The 15,192-nt window shown below is 37.4% G+C and carries 9 protein-coding genes; 2 read left to right on the top strand and 7 right to left on the bottom strand.

Annotated features, from left to right (window positions below; all coding sequences use genetic code 11):
* Positions 1–166 precede the first annotated feature (166 nt).
* The 3 genes from WAE64_RS18145 to WAE64_RS18135 form a co-directional block, all read right to left on the bottom strand.
* On the bottom strand, positions 167–709 hold the full coding sequence (locus tag WAE64_RS18145; RefSeq protein ID WP_340239011.1) for a JAB domain-containing protein: 543 nt from the start codon (positions 707–709) through the stop codon (positions 167–169).
* Positions 710–718: 9 nt separating this feature from the next.
* A complete protein-coding gene (locus tag WAE64_RS18140) occupies positions 719–1,474 on the bottom strand; it encodes a hypothetical protein (RefSeq protein ID WP_340239009.1) in 756 nt (251 codons plus the stop codon).
* Between the two features lie 74 nt (positions 1,475–1,548).
* On the bottom strand, positions 1,549–1,743 hold the full coding sequence (locus WAE64_RS18135; RefSeq protein ID WP_340239007.1) for a helix-turn-helix domain-containing protein: 195 nt from the start codon (positions 1,741–1,743) through the stop codon (positions 1,549–1,551).
* 727 nt (positions 1,744–2,470) lie between these two features.
* Here WAE64_RS18135 and WAE64_RS18130 point away from each other — a divergent pair.
* Together WAE64_RS18130 and WAE64_RS18125 are read left to right on the top strand one after the other, a co-directional pair.
* Positions 2,471–2,869, top strand: a complete 399-nt coding sequence (locus WAE64_RS18130) for a response regulator (protein ID WP_340239005.1) — start codon at positions 2,471–2,473, stop codon at positions 2,867–2,869.
* Positions 2,870–2,970: 101 nt separating this feature from the next.
* Entirely contained in the window at positions 2,971–7,116 is a 4,146-nt protein-coding gene (locus WAE64_RS18125; protein WP_340239003.1) for a PAS domain S-box protein, read from the top strand.
* Between the two features lie 83 nt (positions 7,117–7,199).
* Here the strand turns inward: WAE64_RS18125 and WAE64_RS18120 are convergent, their stop codons facing one another.
* From WAE64_RS18120 to WAE64_RS18105, 4 genes are read right to left on the bottom strand one after another with little or no spacing between them, the layout of a single operon-like run.
* Positions 7,200–7,928 (bottom strand): M48 family metallopeptidase, encoded by a 729-nt coding sequence (locus WAE64_RS18120; protein WP_340239001.1) that lies wholly within the window; start codon positions 7,926–7,928, stop codon positions 7,200–7,202.
* Between the two features lie 2 nt (positions 7,929–7,930).
* Positions 7,931–11,047 (bottom strand): type I restriction endonuclease subunit R, encoded by a 3,117-nt coding sequence (locus tag WAE64_RS18115; protein WP_340239000.1) that lies wholly within the window; start codon positions 11,045–11,047, stop codon positions 7,931–7,933.
* Positions 11,044–12,198, bottom strand: coding sequence for a restriction endonuclease subunit S (locus WAE64_RS18110; protein WP_340238999.1), 1,155 nt, complete (start codon positions 12,196–12,198; stop codon positions 11,044–11,046). Before WAE64_RS18110 ends, WAE64_RS18115 begins: the two co-directional genes overlap by 4 nt.
* Complete coding sequence (locus WAE64_RS18105) at positions 12,189–14,633, bottom strand: N-6 DNA methylase (RefSeq protein WP_340238997.1); 2,445 nt, start codon at positions 14,631–14,633, stop codon at positions 12,189–12,191. Before WAE64_RS18105 ends, WAE64_RS18110 begins: the two co-directional genes overlap by 10 nt.
* Positions 14,634–15,192 lie beyond the last annotated feature (559 nt).

Below are 15,192 nucleotides of genomic sequence, written 5' to 3'. Positions count from 1 at the left end.
AAAGGGATTAGCGTCATCAAAGCCATTGAAGCCAAGCTGATAGACAGATACCAATTTAAAAGAGAGAGGTGCTATGATTAAGAATGAAACGTATTCAATAGATGGACTTCATGAGCTCAACCTTGCTTTTCAGAGAAGAAATGCCGAAATTTGATTACTTTTTTAGTCACAGCAAAAGTTGTTTTGGGTTCATCGGGGATAGGTTTATCCCCTTTGCCTTTTCATTAGATTGTTTTTGATCAGGCATTATTCCGTTTTCAATAAAAGAATAATAACTTTGAGGAGAAACAATCAAATGATCAAGGATAGCAATATCTAATATCTTCCCTCCCTGATGAATCTTTTCAGTCAATTCTTTATCTTTTTCACTAGGAATTAAATTACCAGAGGGATGATTATGAGTTAATATAATTCCGCTGGCCTTTGCCTTTAGTGCGGCAGAGAATAACAATCGTGTATCAACGATACAGGCATTCATGCTACCAGAAGCTATATCTACAATTCCTAAGCAGTTACTCTTATTATCTGTTAACAAAATTTTGAATTGCTCCATCAATTCGATTTTGTTCTGGTCCCAAGTGAATCGTAGAACTTCATAAGCTTTAGATGGAGAGTCAATTGCAATTCTATCTTTGTAAGGAACTTTGTATTTATAGTGAATACCAATTTCCGAAACTCTATATAATGATTTTATCTGTGCAAAATTCATAACAGTTCCTTATTGTTCTGTGCTGACTTGGTGTGTATACCAATCACTCAGGTTGACGAATGGTTGATAGAAAGCATTCATGGCAATATGAATGATATTTTGTTCTTGCCGGAACACCGCTCCCAATTGTCGAGTACCCTTTATTCCAGCCTTGTCATTATTTAACCAAGTGTAAGCTTTTCGATAACCATATTGGTACAAGTATGCTTTCACTTGTGGCAGGCACTCTTCAGCGTTCAAAATGAGGGAGTCTGTCTGGAAATCTTTGCCTTTTAAATGTGTAAGGAGAGAAAGATAGTCCCAGACATTTTGAAAGATATGAATTGTGTCAATGTTTTGGTTTTGTCCTCTAACAAATGAAATAGAATGTTCACCAATCCAGTCATTCAAAATCGGGTTACTTATCACATACCCCTCTTTTTCATGTGCAAAGCCTAAAACAAAGAAATGTTTCTTTAGCGTGGAATGATAAACTTTCAACTCTGAAAGATATTGTTTGGCTGTATTGAGTGGAATATTCTGGTTTTTCAGATAAAAGAGTAAGCTAGGGTGTTTGATGACATCATATTTTTTAACAAGACTGAATTCATTGTTCGCTAGTAGTGGTATTTCTTGATTATTACTCATCATTTGAATCCAGCGTTTTGCATCAAATGGAGTAGAATCCTGTTTGTGTTCTTTCAAGTAAGTACAAACTTGTGCAATCAGAGTCTGGTCTTGTGTAGGGTTTGGCGTTTGTTTAATTTTGGCCAGAATTTCAGTCATAGACAGACTATTCGCTAAATGAGTGTTCATTGCGATCTCCATAAAAGTAATCAAGGAAGTTTTGGAAGACGGTTTTAGTAGGACAGTCTCTGTTCCAGAAAAGTATTGAGGTCAGAGAGGCGATAACGGACGGCTCGTCCAACTTTAATAAATTTGAGTTTGTAACGTCCGGTAGAAGCCCATACAGCGAGAGTATTAGGAGAGATGCAGAGATATTGTGCTGCTTGCTGTCGTGAAAGGAGGGTAGTATCCGGGTCTTTACGGTGCATTACAAAATCCTTTTGCTTACTAATGTCAAATGCAGATTCATTCTGATGGATGAAGCAAGGCTATTAGTAATGGGATTCTGTTTGTAATTGAATTTCAGTCAGTACATATAACGTGGTATATATTAGGATAAAGTTTTTACACACGTTGGCATGAACAAATATTGTCCAGGTTTTACTATGAATGCTTGATTGATGTGTTGATAAAGAAGCAAAAGAGTTTAGTTTTAAAAACAAGGAGCTTGTATAATTTAAACCTTATCAGAGTTTATAGAAAGGAGTAATCATGGACTATTTTCCTGAGGAATTTGAGGGTTTAAATTAGTGCTACGCATTACTGCTTGACATGGAAGGAAGGGAGCATAACTATATAGCGATTTTTAGTTTCTGACTACTCTACAAACCGTGCCAATTCAAATTTCCCTTTACCTCGGGAAGTATATCACGATGTTTTTTTGCTTGCCAGAGGACTGCAGCTCTCCTCCTTTGAGTAAATTAATATTAGTTTGGTGCAATATAGTATCATTATTGAAAACTGGTTTAAGTGAGAATAATTATATAAATATTATTACTTATTGTTCTTAGTAAATGGCATAAAATTTGCTTGTTTTTCTTAAATACTGCAATTAGCCATACGCAATTCTATAAAGGCTCCACCTCTTTTTTACTAAAACTAGGCATTCCCTAAGCAATACCTTGGATTATTGCTTGAACATTACTTAACCTATACATGATGATAAAAAGATTACTTTGTGTTGACGACGACAAAATTACTTTAACCTTTATTAAACTTGTGGTAACAAAGGCGTCTTTTGCTGAAGAGATATTTGCTAAAATGAATGGCAAAGAGGCAATTGATTATTACAGTGAATTATCTGCTACGCCCATAGAAGATTACCCTGAACTGATTTTTCTGGATTTGAATATGCCCGTCATGAATGGGTGGGAATTTCTGGATGAATTTACAACAAACTACTATCCAAAGTTTAATAAAACCAGGATTATAATTCTCTCATCTTCTACTACGCCATCAGAAAAAGCCAAGGCGCTGAATTATCCGATGGTTATTGATTTTTTATCAAAACCTCTGACTATTCATGCACTGAAAGCTCTGCCTTTAGGCGAGTAAACATTTTACTATTATTTTTTCTTTAGAAACTACCTTCTAAATACTCCTATCACCTTCAAAGTCTTTAGCAAGGTTGATAATAAAACTATTATTTTGCTCGTATGAAAGCTTACACTTTTCAACAGAATCTTTCCTCTACCTCATTAAAAAATCCTGACTATGAAGATTTGATGACCCGCTACATAGAGGAGAGTTTTTTAATTGTAGATTCCAACTTAATCATAGTTAATTTTAGTCTTAATTTTAAAGAACAATACAAGAAATACTTCGGGAGGATAGTGAAAAAAGGTGACAGTATTTTGGACTATGCACCCAAAGGCAGAAAAGAAATTGCCAGAAGTTTTTATATGCGGGCGATGGAAGGTGAAATATTCGAAATTGAGGTAGATTTACCAATGTCCGATAATACAATATTTACCTGTAGAAATAAGTACAAACCTATCTACAATAAAAAGAAGCATATTTTAGGGGTTTTTGTCTCGGCTTTTGATATATCTTTTATACGAAAGGCAGAGGCAGAACTCCGGCAAAATGAGAATAAATACAGGACAATTGTAGAAAATTCATTAGATGCTTTCATTTTCAGGACCCCAGATGGAGATTTGCTTGATGTCAACCATGCTGGGGTCGACATGTTTGGATATAGCAAAGAAGAGTTTAAAAAGCTAAACATAAGAGCCATTGTTGACCATTCTGACGAGAAGTACCTGAACTACTTACGGGAAAGAGGGAAAACTGGAAAAATGAAAGGTGAAGCCACCGGTATCAGAAAGAATGGTGAGCATTTCCCGATTGAGATTTCGTCGGTTGCTTATCAGCAGGTTAATAATAAAATATTGGTCGGCACATTTGTAAGAGATATAAGCATAAGGAAAAATGCCAAGAAACAACTGGAAAAAAGTGAAAAACGTTTCAGGGCTTTAGTGGAAAACTCGTCTGATATTCTTATTTTAAATGAAGAAAGTGGAATTCTCCAATATGTAAGCCCGGCATTTGAAAGAATCACTGGAATTACCTATTCAGAACTTCAGCAAAACCCTAAATCATTTTCTCTAGGCTTGCACCCCGATTATGCTGATCAAGCCAGAAAGATTTTTTTCGGGGCACTTAAAAAACCAGGCGTTCCTATCACCTGTGTTTTACGATTTCAGCATAAAGAGGGATACTCAGTATACCTTGAGGGAACTGTAACTAATATGCTTAACGATGAAAACGTAGGGGCAGTAGTTTCTAATTATCGGGACGTTACCGAGCGTAAATTAGCCGAAGCACAGCTTGTTAAAAGTGAAAATCGTTTCAAGGCACTGGTTGAGAACGCGAGTGATGTAATTATTCTGGGCAATGAAAAGGGGATTGTGCAATATGTGAGTCCTGCATTTGAAAAAATAACTGGCTTCACACTTGAGGATGCAAAAAACAACCTTAACTTATTAAGGGAAAGTTTACATCCGGATTTTCAGGAAGAAGCCATAAGAAGCTCTTTAGAAGCTATTGAAAAGCCGGGGGTTCCCATTCCACGCTTGTTGCAGTTAAAGCATAAGGATGGCCATTATCTTTGGTTTGAAGGTTTTATTACCAATCTTCTACACGATGCGAATGTAGGTGCTATCGTTTCGAATTACAGAGACATCAGTGAACGAAAAGTAGCCGAAGATAAACTGATTAAAAGTGAAAAACGTTTCAGAACGCTGGTTGAAAAAGGGGAGGATATTATTATTATGAGCAACCCAGATGGAATTATCTCTTACGTGAGTCCTGCATTTGAAAGACTAACAGGCTATAACAACAACGAAGTGATAGGTAAACAGAATCTGTTATTTATGCATGAAGAGCAAGCCAAAGAAACAGGAGCAATTTTTGAACGTTTATTAAAGCATCCTGAGCTTTCTGTACCAAGGCTGAACCGCATAAAATGCAAGAACGGAGAATATATATGGGTAGAAGGACACATCACTAACCTTTTATCTGATGATAGTGTGCAAGCCATCGTTTCGAACTATATAAATGTTACGGAGCGCAATAAGATTACTGAGCAAATCCGACAATCTGAATCTAATCTGAAAGCTATTTTTGAAAATACTTCCGAAGCCTTTGTATTGTTAGATACTAATGGGTTCATAAAGGCCTTTAATAACAACGCCCGATTATTTGGCTTTCTCAACACCGACAATGAAATGATTGAAGGGCGGCATATTTTAGAGCTTATTACTGATGATAGAAAAGTAATTGTGCAATCATTTTTCGATAAAGTGTTGAAAGGTGAGATTATTCAATATGATCGGCCCTATATACAAGGCGATAGCACTTTATGGATTAATTATACTATCAGGCCAGTAATTGAAAATAGGCAGATAAAAGGTATATGTACCACCGGACGGGATATTACAGCAAGAAAAGTAGCTGAGGAGGAAATAGCTAAAAGGGAGATAAAGTTCAGGTCTATTCTTGCAAACAGTCATGACTTGCTGCTCATTTTTGATGCTGATGGTAAAATTGAGTTTCTCAGTCCGGCTATTCAGAAGATCTTTGGCTACACAAATTCTGAAACTGAAATACCTAATATTCTGGATAGTATCCACCCGGAAGATTTAGAAAATGTAATGACGTATTTAAATCGGGCTTTCACTAATCCAGAAGTTCAGGTTTTTGCTACTTCAAGAGTGCGTAATAAAGAGGGCAATTACCTCTGGCTTGAAGGGACACTAACCAATATGTTGCACAAACCTGAAATCCACGCCATTATAGCCAGTTTTAAAGATGTAACCGAGCGTAGAGTATTTGAAGAACAGCAGGATTTTAATAGTTCAGATGACGCTATTATGAGTATTAACGCTGATAAAACTATATTAAGCTGGAATAAGGGTGCAGAAAAGATGTTTGGTTATGAAGATAAAGAGATAATTGGTAAAAGCATTTATCAGATTGTTCCAGCTAATCGTCATTACGAGGAGGACGAAATTCTTAGCAAGATACAAGAAAGCAAACCTGTCAAACATTATGAAACCCAACGTCTGAACAAGTGGGGAAGATTGCTGGAAATATCATTAACGGCCTCACCTATTAAAGATAGCAAAGGAAATATTACAGGAGTATCGAAAATTGCCCGTGATATTTCTGAAAAGAAGAAAGCTGCGGAGCAAATCAGCAATAATGAAAGACGTTTCAGAAGCCTTTTACAAAACAGTAATGAAGGCTTGAGTTTGATGGGTATTGATGGGGTAATGCATGAGGTAAGCCTAACCGGAAAAAAAATTCTGGGCTATGATGACAGTGAATTGATTGGCAAGGCCAGATATGACCTGATTCACCCCGATGATATAGAGCTTGTTTCGCAAGCCTTTGTAGATGTTGTTAATGACCCTGAAAAAACCAGGTACTTTGAGTATCGTAGTCTTTGTAAAGATGGGCAGTACAAATGGCTTGAAGCCAGTTGCCTAAATTTGCTTAATGATGGGGCTGTGGGTGCAATAGTGGTGAACTTCAGGGATATTACCGAGCGAAAAAATCAGGAGATTGAGCGTGAACAACTGATAATTACTCTCAATCAGAGTAACAATGATTTAAGAAATTTCTCATTCATTACATCTCATAATTTGAGAGCCCCCTTATCAAATCTGTTAGGGTTTACTCAATTGCTTGAAGATATACCTGTTGAAGACCCAATTCTGAAAGCCATTCTTGAAGGTTTCAGAACATCGACGATCCAACTGGATGATACCCTAAACGACCTCATAAAAATTCTAATAGTCAGAGACAACAGTTCTATAGAACAAAAAGAAATTGGTTTTAGTCAGATATTTTTACAGGTACAAAATCAACTCAATTATCTGATTCAGGAAGCTAAACCCGATATTGAAACCACCTTTGAGCATGCACCAAGTGTAATTTTTAATGAGACTTATCTGGAAAGTATTCTGATGAATCTCATGACCAATGCTATTAAGTATAGGGCCGGTAATCGTAAGTTAAAAATTAAGGTTGCAAGCCAAAAGACCGATAAGGGCATAGTACTTACTTTTGCTGATAATGGCATAGGGTTTGATGCCGAACGCCAGAAAGAGAAAGTTTTTGGCTTATATCAGCGTTTTCATGACCGTCCTGACAGCAAGGGCTTTGGTTTGTACTTGATTAAATCTCAAATAGAGAGCCTGGGGGGTACTATTGAAGTTGACAGTGCTGTGGATGTGGGCACTACTTTTAAGCTGAGATTTAAATCCATTTATCATAAGTCTGAATGGAATAAGTAGCTGGCATAGTGGTAAAGTCATTTTGAAGTAATACCAGAAAAGGCATAAAGAAAATAACTTTGATGAAGTTCAATCATTCCTGCTCAATAAGTCCATTCGCCATGACTTACCGGAAAACGATTGAGTTCTTCTTTATAAAATTTCCATTGTGGCATAAAAGCTTCTATCAATGATAAAAAACGGTCATTATGGTGGCGTTCTAATAAATGTATTAGTTCATGAACCACAATATATTCTAAGCAAATCACAGGTTTTTTTGCCAATTCTAGGTTTATCCAGATTCTTTTTTGCTCAATATTGCAAGTTCCCCATTTGGTTTTCATTTGTTTTACCTGCCAATCATTAACGGTAACTCCTATACGGTTTTGCCATTTCTCAATAATTGGCTGAATAAGCTTTTTTAGTTCTGCCCGATACCACTCATTAATAATGTCTTGTCGTTGCTCTGTGGTACTGTTGGGTCTGACATACAGGTCTATATAGGTCTTGGTTTTTACTACTACTTTAGGTGGTGTGTCTTGCTCTGTTATGCGCAACAGGTAGCGTTTACCTTGAAAGTAATGGCTCTCACGTTCCTTATACTGGCGTGGAGCTTGTCGGTCTTGCGCTATAAAATTGCGTTGGTTCTTTTTTATCCAGCTTAATTTTGAAATAGCAAAAAGTCTTACACCCTCATCGTTTATGCGCAAAGGTGCGGCAATACGCACCCTTCCTGTGGGTGGATATACGGCCAGGTGCATATGCTTGATGTTTTTACGCACAACATCAATACATATCTCAGGTGTGATATTTAAAACGCTTGTTTCTTCCATTCTCACTTATACCCGTGTTGTTGTTTGATGATTTCAAAAATCGAGTCTAGCTTTTCGGCCTTCCCGAACTCTTCTAATACAGATTTAACAACTTTATTCTTTAAATGTTTTTCTTTTGATAGTGTACCTTCCCAATCATCATGTTTGCCTTCAATAATGGCACTATCTAAACTAAGGGTGAGCGTTTCGTCTTTGTCCAGGTTATCGTACAACGCCCGTTTGGCTGGTGTATTTATGCTTGTTGGATATTCCTTACTTGTTTCAGGCTTTTTTACTTTTACGGCTAAATCAACAATGCTTTTTAAATAGGCTTCATATTCGGTGGCTTCCTCATTTCTCAGTTGGATTAGTTCATTCAACAAAATGCTCATTTTTTCGTAATAAATGGGGTTGGTCGGGGTTTCCTCAATAATTACTTTCCGCAAGTTGTTTTCAATGGTTTCGGCCATTGCTTCTTTGTTCTTTTTAATGTTGTCGGGCAATTTAGCTAAAGCACTTTCGCCATTTTTTACTAAAAGTTCTACCAGACTGAAATCATCAAAAGCTGAAACCTTTTCGCTTTCTTCTGCGCCTATATAGCTATCAATCAAGTGCCTCATGGCAGGTTCGTATTGTTTCAAATCCACCCAGTCGCCACTTGCATGTTGAATTTCTTTGCGAACACTTTCAAAATGCTTTAAATCCTGTTTTATAGCTGCGATTTCAGCAGGTTTGTAACCTGCTTCGGGCATTTCGTCGGCAATATTGGCATAGGCCCGAATCAAAGAAATAACCGCTTTGTATAAAGCTACCCGTTTAGGTTCGCTGTCTTTCAGGTCGTCTTTTATTTGCGGATTCCCACAGAAATACGCAATATAATCTTTTGTTTCTTTTGGCGGCACTACGGGTTCACATAGGGCCTTAATGGTTTCCAAAGCATCATCCAGTCGTTCTTTGCCCTTGGTCAATCGGTCGCTTAGTAAGCCTTCTACGTCTTTCTTATCGTAATCTTCAAAGGCTTTTGACGTAAAATTGTTGTAGGCGTTTTCTAAACTGCCAAATAAATCTTTGTAGTCTATGATGTAGCCATAGTCTTTGTCCTCGCCGTCTAAACGATTTACCCGGCAAATGGCCTGAAATAAGCCGTGGTCTCTCATGCTTTTGTCAATGTAGAGATAGGTAGCACTGGGGGCATCAAAACCTGTCAGTAGCTTATCGACTACTATCAGGAGTTTCATTTGGGCGGGTTCGTCTATGAAACGCTTTTTTACTTGATCTTCAAAATCTTCGGGTGTTTTGCCTTTGAGCATTTTTTGATAAATCTCATACTGCATTATCTTTTCTGTATGATTTTCACCTTCACCTTTAATATCACTATGAGACGGGGCAAATGAGGTCACGATGGCACACCGTGTAAAACCGCTATCCTGAAATAACTGATAATAGCGACAAGCATTATAGATACTATCTGAAACCAGAATGGCGTTCCCTCTGCCGTTTTGTAGCCGTTCACGGGTCTCCATATCCAGCAGAATATCAGCCACGATTTTTTGCAGGCGACCAACCGAGCTGAACACCTTTTTCATGGTTCCCCATTTTTGTTTCAATTCAATTTTGGCAAAGTCGGTCAGGCCTTTTGTTTTGCTTTCAAACCAGGCATCAATTTTATCTAATGAGGTTATTTTTTGCTCAATATCTCTTGCTTCATATCGTAAGTCTAGTACAACCCCATCTTTTACTGCCTCATCAAATTTGTAGGTGTGAATGTATTTGCCAAAAATCTCAATGCTTTTTTGCTTATCGGCTTTCATTAGGGGCGTTCCGGTAAACCCGATAAATATGGCTTTGTCGCCCAATAGCTGCCTCATGGCTTTGTTTAAATCTCCGCTTTGGGTTCGGTGACATTCGTCTACAAATACGTAGAAATCGCCTTTGGGCTTGAAGTTCTTAGGTAAACTATTTTTTAGCTCTTGTAAGTAATTATCGTAATCTGATGCACGGCCTTCTTCTTTGTTGCCGAACTTATGAATGAGCGAACACAAAAGCCACGGCGAGGTAGCATTTAATTTATCAATCAGATCGGCTCCGCTTTTGGTTCTTACTATCTGTTCATCAACTCCTCTGAAAACCTTTTCAATCTGTTTATCCAACTCGTCACGGTCGGTTATGATTAAAACCCTTGCATTGGGGTTATACTCTCTAATCCATTTGGTGAGCCATACCATTGTTAAGCTCTTGCCACTGCCTTGTGTGTGCCAGATAATGCCGCCCTCTTTTTGGCGGATACTTTCCTGCGCAGCTTTTAAACCAAAGTATTGATTAGGACGGCACAGCTTCTTTTGCCCTCGGTCATACACCACAAAATCGTGCATGATTTCAATCAGGCGTTCTTTGCCAAGCATTTCAATGATATTCCTATCTAAAAGATTATCAGCTTTGTTTGCTTGTTCTCTAATAGGTTTCGTAAGCTCTAAAAGATAGGTGTCATTTGGATTAAAATCTTCGTTTATCTCTTTCCATTTTAAGTAATATTTTTCAGAGGTATCAATGGCGGCATATCGTAAACCTTCTACATTTTGCCCTGCCATTACCAACTGGATAGTGGTATAAAAGGGCTTGATAAATAGATGCTTCTGGTTATCGTTATTCTGGCGGATACCTTCTGAGACAGATACCGTGCTGCGTTTGAGTTCTAGAACACCTATGGCGATGCCATTGATGTAAATAACAATATCGGGGCGTTTGTTGTACTGACCTTTAATAGTTACTTCTTCGGCAATGGCAAAATCATTATTGAGTGGGTTCTTCCAGTCAATCAGATACACGGTTTCTTTGTTTTGTCCGGCTTCTTCTTTTACGTTGATGCCATAACGGAGAGCGGCATATACATTCTTGTTGGCCTGATATAGGTCATCGTTGGTATTGATAGTAGCTATCTTTTTAAATTCAAATAGGGCTTTGCTGATGAGTGTCGGACTGTACCCTTTTTTGGTTAAATGCGCTTTTAGTAAAGTTTCATCAACATTACTGTTTCCTTCTTCCTTTTCGAGATTACCCAGATAACGGTAATTCAGTTGTTGCTGAAATAAAGCAACAATGCGGTTTTGGGTAGCACGTTCTATTTGTCCGACTTTGCTCATATCAATCTTATTTTTCCGGTTAAAAGGTTTTGCATCATACCTAATTTTACTTTTCTGTATTTCTCTAATTTGGCTTCTAAAGCAGTTATTTCCTTGTCCATATCAGAGAGGATGGTAGCTATGCTGATTTGTTCTGTTAATGGAGGCAGAATAATTTTGAAACTCCTGATTTTAGACATTGACAAGCTTGGTTGTGCACCAATGCTTGTATTATCAATTATCTCTTTTTTTATTAGTTCACTTGTAAAGTAATGAAATAAAAACAGAGGGTATAGTTCGCTGCGTGAAGTAATTTTTGAAGTATTAGGACCTAAATGATATTTATCATTTTCATCAATTAAAAATATTGGGCCGATAGTTCCAACATAAGCAAATACTAAATCATTCTTTTTCAATTTACTTCTTTGCAAAAAATTAGAAGTAGTTCTTGGAATATATTTGACATCAGTTAAATCCATTCTGTTATGAGTAATATTAATTCCTCTAACTACAATAATTTCACCACCATCATTATAACTATTAAAATAATTTGAGTATTCAAATCCGGCTAATTTCGTAATATCTGCAATTTCCCCTAACTTTTTTACTTCCCAGGTTTTTCTTGGAGTTAAGAGCATTTGCATTGCCCCTTGCTTAATATTACGTTTTTTAGCAATGAGTTTTTCTAAATTATTTATTAAGGCATCTGTTTCTGACAGGGCGTTTGCCACAGCGATTTGCTCGGTAAGACAGGGTAATGCGACTCTAAAATCGTGAACGTAATTTCTATTTAAAGTTGGAACTCCTGAGCCAGTTGCAAATCTTTCAATCTTAATTTTATGAAGCAAATAATAAATATATTTAGGATAATTATTATTAAAATCCGTGACCCACAACGTAGTGTTGTGTGGCCAAAAGTCTTCTTCAATATAATTTATTTTACCAATCGTCCCAGACCTTCCTGTAACAATTCCAGGTGCTTTAACTTGAAATTTATTGTGATGGTTCATTATCCCATTAGAATAAACAACTGGATAATCACCTCTTTGTAAATCTCTATTAGGCAAGTCAAAACCTCTTTGTAAAGGTGAGATTTCACTTATTCTTTTCACTTCCCAGTCCTCAGGAATAATCCCAACTTCTGTATTTTTATAACCTGCGCTTAGTTCCATACAAATCCCATTTCCTTTAGGTGAGCATTCACTTTTTCTTCCAGTTCAATTATTTCGGCAACTTGATTAGGTAGCGGCGTTTCATAGCGTTCAGCTAATTCTTTTATTCGTTGGGTAAGGCGTTGGCTTATGCGCTCCATTTCAGTTTTTACACTGCGCTCTATACTTGCCATCCATTTATCATCTACTACCAATTGTTTTATTTCGTCTTCAGTCAATGTTTTGTAACGTTCAATCACCTTAATATCTAAAGCGGTTATGGCCTCCTTTATTTTTTTGTTCAGGTCAGCCTGGTCATCAACGAGCTTTATATAGGATTTCAATACTTTCACTTCTTCGGCATTGTCTGCCCTGAACATGGGGTTATCAATCGTTTTTAGTCGTTTCTGCATATTGGCTTTGCTTAATTTATCTAATTCGGCAAAGAAACCTTCTTCGGTATTGTGCTCTTCTTCCATTTCGCTTAGTTGCGTAGCAATGGCTTCTTTTTCAGCTTCCAATTGTTCAATGGATTTTTTCTCTTGTAAGAAATAGCGGTCAGTCACTAAGGTTTTTGGCACAAGGTCGCAGTCCCAAACCGTTGCTGATTTGGTTTGTTTGATAATACTTAGTTCGGCTTTCCATCCATCTGCGGCTATCAGGTAGCAATCATCTTGCATTACTTCATTCCAGTAGTTCATTAAATGCTGATACACATCGTATTTATCAATCAGGGCTTTGTCTGTGTAGGTCGTCAGCACATCTTCCGAAATCCGTGCAATAGTTTCTTTGGGTTTAACGCCAATCGTTAAGGCTTTTAAAAGTTGAGTGTTTCGGGTTTTCCAGTCGGTAAATAAAGCGTCCATTTCCTCACTAAAACTTACAAATTCAGGGTGATTAAAAATGGTTTGCTTGATTTGCTCTTTGCTTATTTTTAACTGACTATAATGAGGTCTGTTGCTTGCGGCAAACAATTCGGCTTTTAAAGTCTTGTACACTTCCCAATACTGGCTCAATGCTTCAACATCAGCATTCGGAATGCCGCCTAATAGATGTGCTTCAATGTCCTGTATGTCTTCTGCTTCCTGATTATCAATATATCTGGGGATATTCAGATTGAAATCATTTTTAGGGTCGCTTATTTCTTCAATGCTTACCAAACGGCTAAACTTCGGTAGTTCAGTTTGTTTGTTGAAAATATCCACAATTTTGTGAATATCCTGCTCACGCAAACGGTTTTTATTTCCGTCTTTGATATAGCCCTTGCTGGCATCTATCATAAAGATATGCTTGCGTTCGTCTGCGTCTTCTTTGTCTAATACAATAATACAAGCCGGAATACCTGTGCCATAAAACAAGTTGGCAGGTAGGCCGATAATACCCTTGATGTATCCTCTTTCAATTAAGTCCCTGCGAATCTCGGCTTCAGCATTACCCCTAAACAAAACACCATGCGGTAGAATACAAGCCCCTTTACCTGTACTTTTTAATGATTTCAGAATATGTAACAGAAAGGCATAGTCACCATTTTTATCGGGTGGCGTTTTATAGACTGCTTTATTTGCTTTTTTGCTTTCAATCTCATCTTTTTCAAAACGTCCATAAAGATCGTCTTGTGGATTAAAGCCCGTAGCCCAGTTTTTAGAAGAAAAAGGAGGGTTAGCTACTACAAAGTCAAAGGTTTTCAGATAACCATTGTTATCTTTAAAAAACGGGTCTGAAAGCGTGCTTTGTCCTCTATGGATTTGGATGGCTTCCTGCCCGTGCAAAATCATGTTCATGCGAGCCAAGGCAGCCGTTGCCACGTCTTTCTCTTGTCCGTAAATAGTCCCCTTCCCATCGGCTTCATCCACGGCTTTTAGCAGCAGTGAACCCGACCCACAGGTAGGGTCATAGAAAGTAGTTTTATTGGTAGCGTGGTGAATGTTCAGCACCTTTGCCATTACCCGGCTTACTTCACTTGGCGTATAAAATTGTCCTTTGCTTTTGCCGCTTTCAGTGGCAAAGTTTTTCATCAGGTATTCAAAAGCATCACCTAGAATATCATCGCCCCCTGCACGGTTTTTACTAAAGTCAAGTGCAGGATTTTCAAAAATGGTAATGAGGTTGGTGAGCCTATCCACCATTTCTTTGCCTTTGCCCAATTTATCATCATCGGCAAAATCGGCTACATCAATCACGCCCTTTAAATCATTTGCATTTGCCAGAACGCCAATAATAATATTGATTTGGTTACCAATGTCTTTGGTACCTTTTAAGGCCTGCATATCTTTGAAACTACCGCCTTCGGGTACTTCAATAATGGCATCTGCATCGCCTGAGTATTTATCTGACACATATTTTACGAACAACAAAACCAATATATAGTCCTTATATTGACTTGGGTCCATTCCGCCTCTTAGCTCATCACAACTTGCCCAAAGAGAACTGTATAACTCGGATTTCTTGATTGCCATTTTTTCCTCTCTTAATTTCTGTGTTTTTTTTGATGATTAATAAAATAGAATAATTCTCTGTTAAGCCTACATTTCAACTAACAAAAAAGCCCTTTGACTGGGCTTTGCAAATTTAAAAAACTTATCTCATTTTTCCGTCTCGTAATGGAGTAACAAGCATTTATGCCTGATAAATTCAATGATATTACAATTGTAACTTGTAATGTGTAACATTACAAGAAATGGTAGATATTTTTATTAGGGAAATTAAATACTTGAACGAACTTTGATTATTGAAGAGCTTTATGGATGCTAGGTGCAATGCGGAAAAGTAAAGATTTAGGGCTGTTATAAAGGTGTCGATAAGAATGTGTGTGAAGTGGGTAAAAGATTTGGGTAGTTGATGCCAAATCAGTATATAAAACAATATTGAATTAAAAAAAAAATCGGCCAAACGGTAAGCCAGTAATTTCTCTTGGCTTTCTGCCAAGTACCTACAAGCATATTCGGTTGTATTAGAATAGACCGGACTTAACTCGGTCTCTCGTTTTTTCTCATGCCTGCAAATGCACTAAAATAT

It is taken from the genome of Emticicia soli (assembly GCF_037860775.1).
Classification (GTDB): domain Bacteria; phylum Bacteroidota; class Bacteroidia; order Cytophagales; family Spirosomataceae; genus Emticicia; species Emticicia soli.
Note: the sequence above shows the minus strand (reverse complement) of the source record. Positions and strands in the feature narration are given on the sequence as shown.

Excerpts from the sequence above, each read along its gene's own strand:
- WAE64_RS18145 (WP_340239011.1), bottom strand. The coding sequence starts at position 709 with ATGAATTTTGCACAGATAAAATCATTATATAGAGTTTCGGAAATTGGT.
- WAE64_RS18130 (WP_340239005.1), top strand. The coding sequence starts at position 2,471 with ATGATGATAAAAAGATTACTTTGTGTTGACGACGACAAAATTACTTTA.
- WAE64_RS18140 (WP_340239009.1), bottom strand. The coding sequence starts at position 1,474 with ATGACTGAAATTCTGGCCAAAATTAAACAAACGCCAAACCCTACACAA.
- WAE64_RS18110 (WP_340238999.1), bottom strand. The coding sequence starts at position 12,198 with ATGGAACTAAGCGCAGGTTATAAAAATACAGAAGTTGGGATTATTCCT.
- WAE64_RS18125 (WP_340239003.1), top strand. The coding sequence starts at position 2,971 with ATGAAAGCTTACACTTTTCAACAGAATCTTTCCTCTACCTCATTAAAA.
- WAE64_RS18120 (WP_340239001.1), bottom strand. The coding sequence starts at position 7,928 with ATGGAAGAAACAAGCGTTTTAAATATCACACCTGAGATATGTATTGAT.
- WAE64_RS18105 (WP_340238997.1), bottom strand. The coding sequence starts at position 14,633 with ATGGCAATCAAGAAATCCGAGTTATACAGTTCTCTTTGGGCAAGTTGT.
- WAE64_RS18115 (WP_340239000.1), bottom strand. The coding sequence starts at position 11,047 with ATGAGCAAAGTCGGACAAATAGAACGTGCTACCCAAAACCGCATTGTT.
- WAE64_RS18135 (WP_340239007.1), bottom strand. The coding sequence starts at position 1,743 with ATGCACCGTAAAGACCCGGATACTACCCTCCTTTCACGACAGCAAGCA.